This window comes from Rhodococcus sp. BP22, from assembly GCF_014281965.1.
Lineage (GTDB): Bacteria > Actinomycetota > Actinomycetes > Mycobacteriales > Mycobacteriaceae > Rhodococcoides.
Window position 1 is genome coordinate 505,751 of the sequence record NZ_JACFTB010000002.1, and the last position, 16,020, is coordinate 521,770.

General features: G+C 62.8%; 9 protein-coding genes. All 9 read left to right on the plus strand.

The features are described 5' to 3' along the window. Positions 1-178: 178 nt before the first annotated feature. Positions 179-1,171 carry an alpha/beta hydrolase family protein gene (locus H2510_RS06825; RefSeq protein ID WP_186627541.1) on the plus strand — a complete coding sequence of 331 codons (993 nt, stop codon included), beginning with the start codon at positions 179-181 and terminating at the stop codon, positions 1,169-1,171. A 293-nt stretch (positions 1,172-1,464) separates the two neighbouring features. After that, complete coding sequence (locus tag H2510_RS06830) at positions 1,465-2,466, plus strand: alpha/beta hydrolase family protein (protein WP_186627542.1); 1,002 nt, start codon at positions 1,465-1,467, stop codon at positions 2,464-2,466. A 201-nt stretch (positions 2,467-2,667) separates the two neighbouring features. Beyond that, on the plus strand, positions 2,668-4,515 hold the full coding sequence (locus H2510_RS06835) for an alpha/beta hydrolase-fold protein (RefSeq protein WP_186627543.1): 1,848 nt from the start codon (positions 2,668-2,670) through the stop codon (positions 4,513-4,515). Between the two features lie 115 nt (positions 4,516-4,630). Further along, positions 4,631-5,173 (plus strand): DUF732 domain-containing protein, encoded by a 543-nt coding sequence (locus H2510_RS06840; protein ID WP_186627544.1) that lies wholly within the window; start codon positions 4,631-4,633, stop codon positions 5,171-5,173. An 8-nt stretch (positions 5,174-5,181) separates the two neighbouring features. Further along, positions 5,182-6,150, plus strand: a complete 969-nt coding sequence (locus H2510_RS06845) for a cutinase family protein (RefSeq protein ID WP_186627545.1) — start codon at positions 5,182-5,184, stop codon at positions 6,148-6,150. A 185-nt stretch (positions 6,151-6,335) separates the two neighbouring features. Continuing rightward, on the plus strand, positions 6,336-7,355 hold the full coding sequence (locus H2510_RS06850) for an LLM class F420-dependent oxidoreductase (RefSeq protein ID WP_186627546.1): 1,020 nt from the start codon (positions 6,336-6,338) through the stop codon (positions 7,353-7,355). 173 nt (positions 7,356-7,528) lie between these two features. Further along, on the plus strand, positions 7,529-9,427 hold the full coding sequence (gene fadD32, locus H2510_RS06855; protein WP_186627547.1) for a long-chain-fatty-acid--AMP ligase FadD32: 1,899 nt from the start codon (positions 7,529-7,531) through the stop codon (positions 9,425-9,427). Between the two features lie 115 nt (positions 9,428-9,542). Continuing rightward, the gene (pks13, locus tag H2510_RS06860) at positions 9,543-14,474 is read left to right on the plus strand and encodes a polyketide synthase Pks13 (protein ID WP_315901282.1); all 4,932 of its coding nucleotides are present in this window, start codon (positions 9,543-9,545) and stop codon (positions 14,472-14,474) included. Then, complete coding sequence (locus H2510_RS06865; RefSeq protein ID WP_186627549.1) at positions 14,471-16,015, plus strand: acyl-CoA carboxylase subunit beta; 1,545 nt, start codon at positions 14,471-14,473, stop codon at positions 16,013-16,015. Before pks13 ends, H2510_RS06865 begins: the two co-directional genes overlap by 4 nt. Positions 16,016-16,020 lie beyond the last annotated feature (5 nt).

Here is a 16,020-nt window from a genome sequence, read left to right on the forward strand (position 1 = left end):
CGATATCCATTCGAGGCCAAGATGGGATATCTCATTTTAGTAACGGGTATCGCGCTTCGGCCGATGTATGCGAAAGATGTGTGTGAATGCTGGTCCCGCAAGGACCAAATTTCATACCGCTGAAACGGGCGAATAGCCCACTGGTACGGCTCACCACACCGCTGAGAGGTAAGACTGCATGCTGGGAAGAACAAAGAAGAGCGGCGCGGGACGCTTGCGTCGAGTGCTCACAGCGCTGATGCTCGCCGTGATCGTGCCCGCCGGTCTGGCCGTAGCCGGGACAGGCGCAACCGCCAACGCGGCGTTCGACTCGCGAGCGTTCGACTTCGTCACCGACTCCAGCATGGGGCCGATCAAGAGCCGCATCTGGCGCGCTGCTGACGGCAACACCAATCGTGTGGTCTACCTTCTCGACGGCCTGCGCGCCACCAACGACATTTCCGGCTGGGAGCACGAGACCGACGTCGGCGCGTTCTTGGCGTCGTGGAACATCAACGTCGTCCAGCCTGTCGGCGGACAGTCGAGCTTTTACAGCGACTGGTACGCACCGTCCAACTTCAACGGACAGCAGACCACGTACAAGTGGGAGACGTTCCTGACGCAGAATCTGCGCAACAACCTCTCCAGCCGCCTGGGCTTCAATCCGAACCGCAACGGCGTCGTCGGCATCTCGATGGGCGGCAGCGCTGCGCTGACGCTTGCTGCCTACCACCCCGACCAGTTCAGCTACGCGGGCTCGTTGTCCGGCTACCTGAACATCTCGGCGCCCGGAATGCGCGAAGCAATGCGTCTTGCACTCCTCGATTCGGGTCGCTTCAACATCGATGCGATGTGGGGACCGCCGTGGGATCCGGCGTGGTTGCGTAACGATCCGTTCGTGTTCGCACCGCGACTTCGCGACAACGGCACCCGCGTGTGGGTCTTCGCAGGAAGCGGTCTGCCGGGTGGACTCGATCAGCCACGTTCCCCGATCGACTACTTCAACACCGGTAACGCCATGGGACTCGAGGCCATCGCTCTGGCCAACAGCCGCGCGTTCCAGATCCGGATGGCAAGCCTCGGCGCCAACAACGTGACATACGCATTCCCGGCAGTGGGAACCCATCAGTGGGGCTACTGGCAGGAACAGGCTCACATAATGGCACCTGATCTGAGTGCGAATATCGGATAAAGTACCCGGCGAAGTCCTTGGTCTTGGGCCTTGTTGTGAAAGTTCACGACGTTTACAGGCTGGTCGACGGGGCTCGCACAGGCTACTCTCAGTTCTTGATATCAGCCCCAGGGCGGATCTGCGGCGCGAAGCCGCAGTTTTGCTCTGGGGCTGATGAGTGGAATACCCTCCAGTCTTAGTTCACGACCGAATACCCCTTTACTTACGGCCCGACAGGGCCGAAGATGCCCTGTTGGCACGCCGGGCGCCGCATTATCGCGGGGACCTGCAGTAGATGAGAGAGAGCACGATTCATGCGATTTGCTGGCCTCAGCAGTAAAGCCAGGTGGGGTAAGCGCCTCATCGGCGTCGGCGCGGCAGCCCTCGTCCTCCCACTCGCCGTCGGTGTCGTGGGCGGCGCAACTGCTCTCGCAGCACCGAGCGCAGTGGTTCACAAGGCTCCGGCCGGTGGACGCGAAGACCTGTTCGTTCCGTCCGAGATGGGTCCGATCAAGGTCCAGGTCCAGTGGGCAGCCCGTGGCGGCGATGCCGCTCTCTACCTGCTCGACGGACTCCGCGCCCGCGACGACCGCAACGCGTGGTCCTTCGAGACCAATGCGCAAGACCAATTCGCCGGGGACAACGTCACGCTCGTCATGCCCGTCGGTGGGCAGGCCAGCTTCTACAGTGACTGGTACGCAGCTTCCAACCTCAACGGCCAGGAAGTCACCTACAAGTGGGAGACCTTCCTGACGGAGGATCTTCCGGCCTACCTCGAGAACTACGGCGTTTCGCGTAACAACAACGCTGTCGTCGGAATCTCGATGGGTGGCTCGGCCGCACTGACGCTCGCTGCTTACCACCGCGACCAGTTCAAGTTCGCCGGTTCGTTCTCCGGATACCTGAACATCTCGGCTCCCGGTATGCGTGAAGCCATCCGCGTGGCGATGCTCTCGCAGTCGTGGTTCAACGTCGACTCCATGTGGGGACCGCCCTGGAGCCCGGCGTGGCTTCGCAACGACCCGTTCGTCTTCGCTCCGAAGCTGAAGGGCTTGTCGCTGTACGTCTCGGCTGCCAGTGGTCTGCCCGGCGAGTTCGACAAGCCGCGTGCTCCGGTCGACTTCTACAACACGGCAAACGGCATGGCTCTCGAAGCCCTGGCGCTCGCCAACAGCCGCGCATTCCAGGTCCGCCTGGCTACGCTCGGTATCCCGGCGACGTTCGACTTCCCGTCGAGCGGTATCCACGCGTGGCCGTACTGGTCCGCCGAGCTGTTCAAGGCCCGTGGTCAGATCCTCGAGGCCCTGAACGCCTGATCTCGAACACGAGATCGAGTTCTGAATTCGCGTAAATGCCGTCCTGCACCAGGTGCAGGGCGGCATTTTTGCGTGTGCGGGCGCGGGCTGCCGGCGGAACCGATCAACAATTGCACCACCAGTCACAGCGAGCCTCGTGTGCTTCGGCGTAGTTCGCGTGTAGAAAGACATCGTCAGCAAGAACGAAGGAGAGTCGTCATCATGCGCAGTGGGCTTGCTCGGTTCGGAGTAGCAGCGGCATTGGCCGTCGCCCTGGCATCGCCGTTCGGCGCTGCCGGCATTGCGCAAGCGACTCCGGTACCCGCGTCGCTGCCTGCGCAGGCGCAGGCACCCTCCGGAGCTACCGTCACCCAAGTCGATTGGCTTTCGGACCGTCGCGTCGCGCTCTGGATCACGTCTCCGTCGATGGGCACTCCGATTCAGGTCCAGCTCCTGCTCGCGCGCGACTGGAACATCAACCCGCAGGCTGTGTTCCCGTCGGTGTACATGCTCGATGGTCTCCGAGCAACGGACACCGAGAACGGTTGGACGCTCGAGACGGACGTCGAGTCCTACTTCGCCGACAAGAACGTCAACGTCGTACTGCCGGTCGGTGGACAGTCCAGCTTCTATTCCGACTGGATCGACCAGGACCAGGGGAAGAACTATCAGTGGGAGACGTTCCTGACCAAGGAACTCCCGCCGATCCTCGAGAACGACTGGCGTACCAACCAGACTCGTGGTGTCGTCGGCCTGTCGATGGGTGGCACGGCCGCGATGTTCCTCGCTGCACGCAACCAGGGCTTCTTCAAGTTCGCGGCGTCGCTGTCCGGCATTCTTACGACGACGTCTCTCGGCATGCCACAGGCGATTCAGTACGCGATGACCGACGCAGGCGGGTACAGCTCCAAAGCGATGTGGGGTGCGCCCACCAATGATCTGTGGGCTCAGCACGACCCGTACCTGTTGGCCGATCAGCTCGAAGGCGTCAGTCTCTACGTATCGAGCGGAAACGGCGCAGCCGGTCCGTACGATCCGCCGTCGGGCATCCCGGGCGTCAGCTCCAACTACGCCGGTATGGGTCTGGAAATCCTCTCGCGCCTGACCTCACAAACATTTGCGACCAAACTGAACAAGCTCGGAATCCCCGCCCAGGTCAATTACCGGCCGTCGGGAACACATACGTGGGAGTACTGGCAGTTCGAGCTGCATCAGCTCTGGCCGCAGCTCGCCGGCGCACTCGACGTCGACGTCGACAAGCCCGCATGCAACGTCGCCGGAGCGATCGGCAACGCGTCGGGCGCGAATTCCTGGCTGGGCGACTGCCTGACGCCGGAGTACAACGTCGCAGGCGGCCGGGCACAGGACTTCAGGTTCGGACGCGTCTTCTTCTCGCCCGACACCGGCGCTCAGGTAGTCGCAGGTGCGATCGGCGGCAATTACCAGGGCTCCGGCGGTCCTTCGGGCCCACTGGGCTTCCCGAAGACCGGTGAATTCGGAACTCCCGACGGACGCGGACGCGGAAACGCATTCCAGAACGGAATGGTCTACTTCACGCCGCAGACCGGCGCGCACGCCGTGCGTGGCGCGATCCTCGACGAGTGGGCACGCCAGGGCTACGAGGGTGGCCCGTTGGGATACCCGGTGCTCGACGAGGTGGCGACGCCATCGAAGCCGGGCGCGGTCCAGGGCTTCGAGATCGGCGCGATGTACTTCAGTCCCGAACTCGGTACCCACTCGGTGCAGGGCATGATCCTCGGCAAGTACGGCCAACTCGGATGGGAGAACGGCCCACTCGGCTTCCCGAAGACCAGTGAGCTCGGTCCGATCAAGGATGGCGGCCGGTTCAACGAGTTCGAGGGTGGCAACGTCTACTGGAGTCCGCTGACCGGGGCGTGGGCAATTCGCAACGGTGAGATTTTCGACGCATGGAAGAGCGTCGGCTACGAAGGTGGCCGATTGGGATATCTCACCAGTGATCAGTTCGATATCGACGGTGGCGGCGTGCAACAGAACTTCCAGTTCGGCATCATCACTGTGAAGGATGGCAAGGTCACAATCGCGCCGTGATCGCAGCTCGAGAGGTTCGGGGTCCCGCTTCAGGTTCCTCTCAGTGGAACTCTGTACCCTCACGCGTTGAACGATGCCGCTCGTGAATCATGCGCTTGTGAGGACTGGATTGAACATGCGAACGTCTCTGGCCCGAACCCTGTCGATGGGTGTTCTCGCCGTAGCTGCAGGTGGAATGTTGGTCGCCTGCGGAAGCGACGACTCCACCGCAACCGGGGTACCGACCACCACCGCCACCACTACGGCCGAATCCTCGACCACCTCGGCGACGACCTCGGCGAGCGAGTCGACGACGTCGGCCGCAGTGACGAGTCCCGGTGAGGCAGCGACGGCACCACCGGAGCAGCCGCAGCCTGTACCCGAGGATTTCCCGGGTGCAACCCAGGCACCGGTGGACGATCGAGGCCAAGCGTTTCTCGAAGAGTTGAAAAAGAGTGGGGTCACCCCAGCGGGCAACGGTGAGATCGCCATCTCGACGGCCAGCTACATTTGTTCGGCGCAGTCGCAGGGTGTCGCACCGGACGAGATCGCGACGTTCGTGACAGCCAACGTGGGGGTCGAGGCCAGCGCGTCGGGCACGCAGATCACGGCCGAACAGGCAGGCGAGACCGCACAGCTCTACATCACCGCCGCGCAGAACACGATTTGTAAGGCCTGACGGTCTCGATGGCGAACCGGACGAAGAAAAAGAGGCGTCTGCTGCCGCTGCTCCTTGCGGTAGTAGTCGTTCTCGGCCTGATCATCGTGGCCGCGTGGTATCTGCTTGCCGGAAGGCTGCCGAACCCTGTGCCTTCTCCGATTCCAGAGCCCGGTCCGGGCGAGCAGACGTCACAACCGGCGGATTGTGCAGATGTCTCGGTCATCGCCATCCCGGGTACCTGGGAATCTTCGGCTACCGATGATCCGTACAACCCGTCGGCCAATCCGTTGTCGTTGATGCTGAACGTGACTCGGCCGCTGCAGGAGCAGTTCGAGCCGGGTCGGGTCAGCGTGTACACGGTCCCGTACGTTGCGCAGTTCTCCAACCCGATCGCGTTCCCACCCGACGGCCAGCAGTCGTACAACAACTCTCGTACCGAGGGTGCTGCGGTAGCGAAGGCCGAACTGACCCGCGTCAGCGAGCATTGCCCGCTGACGAGTTACATCCTGGCCGGCTTCTCGCAGGGTGCTGTCATCGCAGGCGACATTGCAGCCGAGATCGGTGCAGGCAACGGGCCGGTCTCAGCGGACAAGGTTCTGGGCGTGACGTTGATAGCGGACGGGCGCCGTGACGGCACCTCCGGTCAGGACATCGGACCGCCGGTCGACGGCGTCGGCGCCGAAGTTGCGCTCGGTGGTCTCGACTTTCCAGGCGTCACTATGACCGGGGCCCGCGCCGGCGGATTCGGTTCACTCGATTCGGTGGTCAACCAGATATGTGCGCCAGGCGATCTCATCTGTACTGCTCCGTCGGAAGGCTTGTCGCTGCGCAACATTCCGCAGAGCATCGGAATTCTCGTGGGGGCTGCAGGTAACCCGGTACATGCGTCGTACAACACCTTCGTCGTCGATGACAGCGGCACGACGTCGACGCAATGGACTGCGCAGTGGGCGGCCGGTCTGATCGAGCAGGCGCCGGCGATTCCGCACTCCTGAGTAAGGGGACGGGGCCCACTGGAGGTGTCACAAGGTCCACTCCGACCTCTGGGGAATAGGCACAAAGCTGGTCTTCGTGTACCCCGGCAGGTGTATTCCCGGGTAGTGAGCAGATAGAGTGGCCGCTTGGAGTAGGCGCAATCGGCGCTGGAATCTACGCGTACCCGCATCGAGGAGACCTATACATGTGTTCCGCCCAGGCCCCGGATCTACCCGCTGACGGGCAGATCAGGGCGCTTCGTCCGTTCCGCTTCGCAGCAGGCGGTGAGGGCAACGCCGAGGAGGGTGGGGCGCGCAAGTTCATCAAGCTGGCGCAGCTGGCCGAGGAGCTCGGCTACGACAGCTTCATGATCCCGGATCATCTCGGCAATCAGGTCGGCCCGATTGCGGCGCTCGGCGCGCTCGCGGTGGCGACGGAGAAGATCCGTCTGGGTACCGCAGTTCTCGCGAACGGGTTCCGGCATCCGGCGATTCTGGCCAAGGACGCCGCGACCATCGACGTTCTCTCGGGTGGCCGCCTCGAGCTCGGGTTGGGCGCAGGCTGGATGCGGGACGAATACGACAAGGCCGGCATTACCTACGACCGGCCGGGTATCCGCATCGAGAAGCTCGAGGAGAGCCTCCAAATTCTCGACACTCTGCTTCGCGGCAAAGAGTGCAATTTCGAGGGCAAACATTTCAAGATCACCGGCTTGAAGGGCAGTCCACGGCCACGTCAGGGACCGAGACCGCCGATCTGTGTCGGCGGCGGTGGCCCCCGCATGTTGGCACTGGCTGCAAAGTATGCCGACATCATCTCGGTCGTCCCGAGTTCGACGAAGGACGGCAAGCTTCGTCTGTCCGGCATGACGTTGGAGAAGACGATCGAACGAGTCGAGATCATCCGTGAGGCAGCCGGAGAGCGTTTCGAGGAAATCGAACTCAACTGGGCGATCACGACCATCGTGGTCACGGACGATCGTGAACAGATGGCCGAGATGGCGTTGGCTGCTCTCGACAACGGCTATCCGCCGAACGTCGACGTGGATGTGAAGCTGAGTATCGAGGATATTTTGACCTCGCCATACCTCGCGTTCGGAACGTACGAGGAAATTGCCGATCAAATCCGTAACGTTCGCGCGAAAACAACGATGTCCTATGTCGGGGTTTTCCCCACACAGATGGAAGCGTTCGCACCGGTCATCGAGTTGCTGAAGGGTGAATGACCGGATGTTCGGTGCTCGAATGGCGGGGCCGGCAGGTCCGGCCTTCCCAAGAACTACCAGCTAGTAATATTTCACGCTGTACTGCGTTTGCGTGAGTCGAGAAGAAGAGTCGGGGCGCGGGCCGTTGCCCGATCGTGCAGAAGCAGCGGATTCCGCGGAGGAGAAGCGAACACATGAGCCATACATTCGATGAATACATCGATGAGAACGGCCACATCGTCATCGGCGAGGGTAAGACTCTCGTCCGCCATGTCGAGGTGAACGTTGCAAAGAATGCCGACACACTGGCATATCGATTCATGGACTATTCGACCGAACGCGACGGCGAAGCTCACGAGCTCACCTGGGCGCAGTTCGGACGTCGTCTACGCGCCGTGGCCGCTCGTCTGCAGCAGGTCACCTCTCCCGGTGACCGTGTCGCAATTCTGGCGCCGCAGGGGCTCGACTACGTCATCGCATTCTTCGCAGCCATCTACGCGGGGACCATCGCGGTTCCGCTCTTCGACCCGGACGAGCCGGGTCACTCCGACCGGCTGCATGCCGTGCTCGGCGACTGTGAGCCGACGGCCATCCTCACGGCAACCCAGTCCGCAGCAGGGGTTCGAGCGTTCTTCCGAGGACTGCCCGCTGCTCAGCGTCCGCGCATCATCGCCGTCGACGCCATTCCCGACAGCGTCGGCGAGACCTGGGTGGAACCGAACGCCAAGCTCGACGACATCGCGTATCTGCAGTACACCTCGGGTTCGACCCGTACCCCGGCTGGCGTCGAGATCACCCACCGCGCTGTTGGCGTCAACGCCCTTCAGATGGTGGACAGCATGGGGATCACCGTGGATTCACGCGGTGTCACCTGGCTGCCGATGTTCCACGACATGGGATTGCTGACGGTCATCCTGCCCGCACTCGGCGGCCGGTACATCACCATCATGAGCCCGCGTGCGTTCGTGCAGCGCCCATGGCGCTGGATCAAGGAACTTGCCGCGGTCTCCGACGGCGCAGGCACGTTCGCGGCCGCTCCCAACTTCGCTTTCGAGCATGCCGCGCAGCGTGGGTTGCCGAAGAACGGCGAGCCGCTCGATCTCTCCAATGTCATCGGCCTGATCAACGGCAGCGAGCCGGTCACCACCTCGTCGATGAAGAAGTTCAACGAAGCATTCGGTCCGTACGGCCTCCCGAAGACGGCGATCAAGCCGTCGTACGGCATGGCGGAGGCGACGCTGTTCGTCTCCACCACCAATAACCTCGACGAGGCCAAGGTCGTGTACGTCGACCGGGTCGAGCTCAACGCAGGCAACTTCGTCGTCGTCGATCAAGATGCGGTCGGCGCCATTCCCCAGGTTTCCACCGGCGAGGTTGCCCGAAGCCAGTGGGCAGCCATCGTGAACTCCGATACCGCGTCCGAGGTCGCCGACGATCACGTCGGTGAGATCTGGCTGCACGGAGAGAACATCGGTGTGGGTTATTGGGGCCGTGAGCAGGAAACCATCGAGACTTTCCACAACAAGCTCGCCAATCGCATCCCAGAGGGATCGCATGCCGAGGGTGCAGCCGACGGCGCCAACTGGATGCGTACCGGCGACTACGGCGTCTACCACGGCGGCGAGCTCTACATCACCGGTCGCGTCAAGGACCTCGTGATCGTCGACGGAAGAAATCACTACCCACAGGACATCGAGTTCTCCGCGCAGGAGGCCAGCAAGGCCTTGCGTCCAGGATTCGTGGCGGCATTCTCGGTCCCACTGAACCAGCTGCCCGACGTCGTGTTCGAGTTCAGCGGCTCAGCCCTGACCAAGGACCCCGGCGACAGCTCGGAGCAGCTCGTGATCGTTGCCGAGCGCGCGCCCGGTTCCGGCAAGGCCGACCCGGCGCCGATCGCACACGAGGTTCGTACCGCGATTTCCACCCGCCACGGCGTGACGGTTCGTGACGTACTCCTTGTACCTGCCGGTTCCATTCCGCGTACCTCGAGCGGCAAGATTGCTCGACGCGCATGCAAAGCCGCTTACATCGAGGGCACCTTGCGCGGCGGCTACCAGCAGAATGCTTTCCCCGACGTGGAACAACCGGACTGAGTGTCTTGCGGACGTTCTTCGGAGACCACCTTTTCCAATGGACAGGTAGCTTGGTGAGTTGATGGCAAACCATGAGATCGATGCCGAACGAGTGACAGACAGCTCTGGGGCGGATATGACCGTGTCGCAGCTGCGTGAGTGGCTGCGCAACTGGGTCGCTGACGCCACGGGGCAGCCGGTCGCGCAGATTTCCGACGATCGGCCGATGGAAGAGTTCGGTCTCGCCTCTCGCGATGCCGTCGCACTCAGCGGTGATATCGAGGAACTCATGGGTGTCACGTTGACCGCTACGGTCGCGTACCAGCATCCGACGATCGCATCGCTGGCCACCCGCATCATCGAGGGCGAACCAGATGTTCCCGACGAGGCCGCCGACGACGCTTACTACCTCCAGGGCAACGTGCCCGGTTCCTCGCACGACATCGCCATCGTCGGCGTCTCGACGCGTTTCCCGGGCGCAGGGCACACGCCCGAAGAGATGTGGACGATGCTCAGTGAGGGCCGCGACGGCATCACCGACCTCCCCGAGGGGCGGTGGCAGGAGTTCACCTCCGATCCGGTCATCAAGGCAGCTGTCGACGCGACCGTCACGAAGGGCGGCTACCTCGACGACGTCAAGACGTTCGACGCGGAGTTCTTCGCGATGTCGCCCAACGAGGTCGTCAATGTCGATCCTCAGCAGCGGCTGGCGCTGGAGCTCACCTGGGAAGCACTCGAGCATGCACGCATCCCGGCCAGTTCGGTCAAGGGCTCGCAGGTCGGCGTCTTCATCGGTAGCTCGTCCAACGACTACCAGTTGCTCGCCGTCAGTGACCCGGCAGTTCACCCGTACGCACTGACCGGTACCTCGACGGCCATCGTCGCGAACCGAGTGTCGTACTTCTACGACTTCCGCGGACCGTCCATCGCGGTGGACACCGCGTGCTCGTCCGCACTCGTGGCTGTACACCAGGCCGTTCGCAGTTTGCGTGACGGCGAATCCGATCTCGCTGTCGCCGGTGGCGTCAACATGTTGCTGGCACCGCCGATCACCGTCGGCTTCGGCCAGACGGGCGTACTGGCGCCGGACGGCAAGATCAAGGCCTTCTCCTCCGATGCCAACGGCATGATCCGATCCGAGGGTGGCGGCCTCGTCGTGCTCAAGCGGGTCGAAGACGCCGAGCGCGACGGAGACGACATTCTCGCGGTCATCGCCGGTTCGGCGATCAATTCGGACGGTCGCTCCAACGGGCTTCTTGCGCCGAGTCCCGACGCTCAGGCGGACGCTCTTCGCTTCGCCTACCGTGATGCCGGCATCAATCCGTCCGGTGTCGACTACATCGAGGCCCACGGCACCGGCACCATTCTCGGCGATCCCATCGAAGCGGACGCGCTCGGACGCGTCGTCGGCCGGGGTCGTAGCGAGGACAAGCCTGCGCTGCTCGGTTCGGCGAAGACGAACTTCGGTCACCTCGAATCCGCTGCGGGTGCAGCAGGTTTGATCAAGGTTGTCCTAGCGCTACAGCACAACCGGTTGCCTGCCTCGCTGAACTACGCGGGCCCCAACCCGTACATCGACTTCGACAAGGCGCATCTGAAGGTCGTGTCCGAGGGAGCCGAGTGGCCGCGATACACCGGCAAGGCCATCGCCGGTATCTCCGGTTTCGGTTTCGGCGGAACCAACGCGCACGTCGTGGTCACCGAATACGTCAAGGCTGTTCCAGAAGCTGACGGAACGGAAGATGTATCGGCGGAAGCTGATACGCGCCTTCTGGTATCGAACGTCGAAACCACGGATCCCGTTGCCGAAGCCGAGCAGATTCTCGAGGAGTCCGTTCCGCAGACTGTCGTGCTGGCAGTCTCGGCCGCACTGCCCTCCCGGCGTAAGCGCGCAGCCTCGGAACTGGCCGACTGGCTCGAGACCGAAGCCGGCAGCACCACCCCGCTCGCCGATGTCGGACGGGCACTGGCCAAACGGAACCACGGTCGTTCTCGTGCAGTCGTTCTGGCGTCGACGCACGCAGAAGCCATCACCGGACTGCGCGCCATCGCGTCCGGGAAGCCAGGGCAGGGCGTGTTCTCCGCGGACTCGCCTGCTTCCAATGGGGCAGTTTGGGTATTCTCCGGGTTCGGCTCACAGCATCGCAAGATGGCAAATGCGCTGTACCGCAACAACACGACGTTCGCCGCTGCGGTGGACGAGGTCGACGAACTGCTGCTCGACGAGGCCGGTTACTCCATCAAGGAGATCATTCTCGACGATTCGCAGAACTACGAGTTCGAGAACTCGCAGGTCGCCATCTTCGTCATTCAGGTTGCTTTGGCGGCCGCGCTGCGTGCCCATGGCGCCGAGCCTTCTGCCGTCATCGGACATTCGATGGGTGAGGTCGCTGCGGCATACGTCGTGGGCGGGTTGAACCTCGAAGATGCGGTTCGCATCATCTACGCGCGCTCACGATTGCTCGCGGAAGGCCAGGAAGGTCTCGGTGCGGCGTCCCAGGGCGCAATGGCACTCGTGGAATACACGCCGGACGAGGTCACTGCGCTCACCGATCAGTTCCCCGACGTCGAGCCATGCGTCTATGCGGCTCCGACACATACGACGGTCGGCGGACCACGCGGACAGGTCGAGGCACTCGTCGAGATGGCCGAAGCCGCTGGCAAGATGGCCCGCATACTCGATGTGAAGGGTGCAGGCCACACCGCTGCAGTCGACCCACTCCTCGGTGAACTGGCCGCAGAGTTGGCAGGCATCGAGCCCGGAAAGCTTCGTGCCGGTGTTTACTCCTCGGTCGACAAGCAGGCGCACTACCGCGCCGGCCACGAACCGATCCACGGTGTGGAGTACTGGACCAAGGGCATGCGAAACCCGGTCTACTTCACGCAGGCAGTCAACGTCGCTGTCGGCGACGGTCACACCACGTTCGTCGAGTTGGCTCCCAACCCCGTCGCGCTGATGTCGATTGCGGGTACGGCATGGGCTGCAGGAGTTGCCGATTCGACGTTGATCCCGACACTCAAGCGTAAGGAAGACGAGTCCGAGACATTCCTCGCCGCGCTCGCTCAACTGTACGTCCACGGTCACGTCCTCGATCTGACGACGCTTTTCGACGATGGCGACTACGCAGCCATTCCGCGTACGTCCTACCTGCGTAAAGAGTTCTGGCTCGATTCGCGAGTCAACTCGAGCGGCAACTCCCACGTCCCCGGTTCCCGGGTTGCGCTGCCGGACGGTCGGCACGTGTGGGAGGTGCAGGCTTCGGCCCTCGGAAGTTTCGACGAACTGGTGAAGGCAGCTGCCTCGCAGGTTCTTTCGAGCGTCGAACTCGGATACTCGGTGTCGCACGCGGCAGTCCCCACGACCGGGACCGTCGTCACGACAGTGACTTCACACCTTGGTGGCGCGTCCGTTCAGGTGCACGCCCATCAGGGATCTGCTTTCACTCTGCTGCACGAGGCCGTCGTCACCTCCGGAGATCCACTACCGGAACCCGTTGTGGCTGTAGCGCAGTCGTCGACCTCGCCGATGGAAGAGCTGCCGGAGGTCGTCGAGACGTTCGGTGATCGCTGGGACGCGAACGGTAGCCAGAAGCTCGAAGACCGGTTGGCGATCATCGTCGCCGAGTCGATGGGTTATGCGCCCGAGGACCTCCCACCGGAGGTGCCGCTGATCGAACTCGGGCTCGACTCGCTGAGTGCTGTGCGCATCAAGAATCGCGTCGAATACGAATTCGACATACCCACCGTGCAATTGCAGGCAGTGCGCGATGCCAACCTGCTCGAGGTCGAGAAGTACCTGCGTTACGCGCTGGAGAATCGTGAAGAGGTTGCGGCCCTCGCCGAGCAACAGGCCGCGGAGAAGGAGGCCGAGACTCGAGAGTCGGTCTCCCCGGCCGCGCCCGTCGAAGCTGCTCCCGACACGACCCCTGCTGTTGCGCAAACCGATTCGATGTCGGACCTGGGCGGCAAAGAAGGGTTCGCCGAGGCTGCAGGCTCCGACGTTCCGCCCCGCGACAACGCCGAGCGGATGACGTTCGCGACGTGGGCAGTCGTGACGAAGGAGTCCGCCAAGGGCATCTTCAACACGTTGCCGATCCTCGACGACGAGGTGGCCGAAAAGTTGGCCGCCCGATTGACCGAGCGGGCCGGCGGCGAAGTCACCTTCGACGACGTCCTCGACTCGGAGACCATCGAGCAGCTGGCCGAGAAGGTACGTCCGCACCTCGAGGGTGGCGAAATCGACGGAGTGGTACGCAATTTGCGTGCCCGCCCCGAAGGTTCGACGGCCACACCGGTGTTCGCATTCCATTCGGCGGGCAGCTCCACTGTCGCCTACGAGCCGCTACTTCGGAAGCTTCCCGCCGGTACCCCGATGTACGGACTCGAACGCGTCGAAGGCCCGATCTCCGTGCGCGCTGCAGAATATGTGCCGCTGATCCGTGCCATCCAGCCGGAAGGTCCGTACGTATTCGTCGGATGGTCGCTCGGCGGCATCCTCGCCTACGAAGTTGCCAGGCAAATGGAAGAACAGGGTATCGAGGTGGCCTACGTCGGGCTGCTCGACACGGTGATGCCAGGAACCGAAATTCCGGACACTCGCGCCGAGGTGCGCAAGCGCTGGGAGCGGTACGCGGCATTCGCCAAGAAGACCTACGACGTCGACTACCCGATCCCGTACGACAAGCTGGTAGAAGCCGACGACGAGGGCCAGATCCGCATCATCACCGATCTCGTCAAGCTCAGCGGTGCGAAGATCCCCGGTGGCATCATCGAGCATCAGCGCACTTCCTGGCTGGACAACCGTGCCATCCAGACAGCAGAACTGAAGCCGTACGGCGGACCCGTGACGCTGTACATGGCCGACAAGTACCACGACGATGCCATCGCGTTGGAGCCCGCTTACGCCACCCGTGAAGCCCACGGTGGGTGGGGGCCGGTTGTGAAGAATCTCGAGATCGTCGAGATCGGAGGCGATCACCTTGCGATCGTCGACGAGCCGTACATTGGCAGAATCGCGGCACACATGACGAAGAAGCTCGAAGAAATCGAGTCAGGAGCTAAGCCTTGAGTGGTACCACCGCCGAAAAGTTGGCCGATCTGCGTGCCAACCTCGAACTCGCCAAAGAGCCGGCGGGTGAGATAGGTATCGCCAAGCGGGCGAAGAAGGGCATCCCGAGCGCTCGACAGCGAGTGGACTCGCTACTGGACCCGGGCAGCTTCATCGAGATCGGTGCACTGGTCAAGGCTCCGAACGATCCCACCGCGCTGTACAGCGACGGAGTTGTCACCGGGCACGGGACCATCGACGGGCGACCGGTTGCCGTGTTCTCCCACGATCAGACCGTCTTCGGCGGCACCGTCGGCGAGATGTTCGGCCGCAAGGTCGCGGGCATCATGGACTTCGCGATCAAGGTCGGTTGCCCGGTCATCGGAATCAACGACTCCGGCGGCGCGCGCGTGCAGGATGCCGTCACCTCACTCGCGTGGTACGCCGAGCTCGGCCGTCGGCACGAGCCGTTGTCCGGCATGTGCCCGCAGGTATCGATCATCCTCGGCAAGTGTGCAGGCGGCGCCGTCTACGCACCCATCAACACCGATGTCGTCGTCGCCACCGAAGAGGCGTACATGTTCGTCACCGGGCCGGACGTTATCAAGTCCGTCACCGGAGAGGATGTCAGCCTCGACGAACTCGGAAGTGCACGCAAGCAGGCCGAATACGGCAACGTCCACCACGTTGCCGTGGACGAAGCAGCAGCTTTCGCCTGGGTACGGAACTACCTGAGCTACATGCCGTCGAGCTGCCAGGAAGACCCGCCCGTGGTCAATCCGGGTATCGAGCCCGAGATAACAGAGTCGGACCTGTTGCTGGACAAGGTCATGCCCGACGCCGACAACGCCGGCTACGACATGCACGACATCATCCTTCGTATGTTCGACGACGGCGAATTCCACGAGATGTCCACGGGCATCGCACCGAACGTCATCACCGGACTTACCCGCGTCGACGGCAAATCGGTCGGCGTCGTCGCCAACCAGCCGATGTTCCTGTCCGGAGCACTCGACGCAGATGGCTCGGACAAAGCAGCACGCTTCATCCGGATCTGCGATGCGTACAACATCCCGCTCGTCTTCATCGTCGATACCCCAGGCTTCCTGCCCGGCGTCGATCAGGAGAAGGTCGGCGTCATCAAGCGCGGCGGACGATTCCTGTTCTCCTACATCGAAGCATCGGTTCCCAAGGTCACCGTCGTGGTTCGCAAAGCCTACGGTGGCGGCTACGCGGTCATGGGCTGCAAGCAACTGGGTGCCGACATCAACTTCGCCTGGCCCACCGGCCGTATCGCCGTCATGGGTGCAGAGGGTGCCGTGAACATCATCGGCCGGAAGCAACTCGCCGCGGCAGGAGACAACGCCCCGGCAGTGCGAGCACAGCTCATCAACTTCTACAACGAGCACGTCGCAACACCATGGGTCGCAGCCGAACGCGGTTACATCGATGCAGTCATCGAACCGTCCCAGACGCGCCTCGAACTCCGCAAAGCACTCAAGCTGCTCGAGAACAAAGAGGTGTTCAAGAATCCGCGGAAGCATCACCTGCTTCCGATCTGATTTTT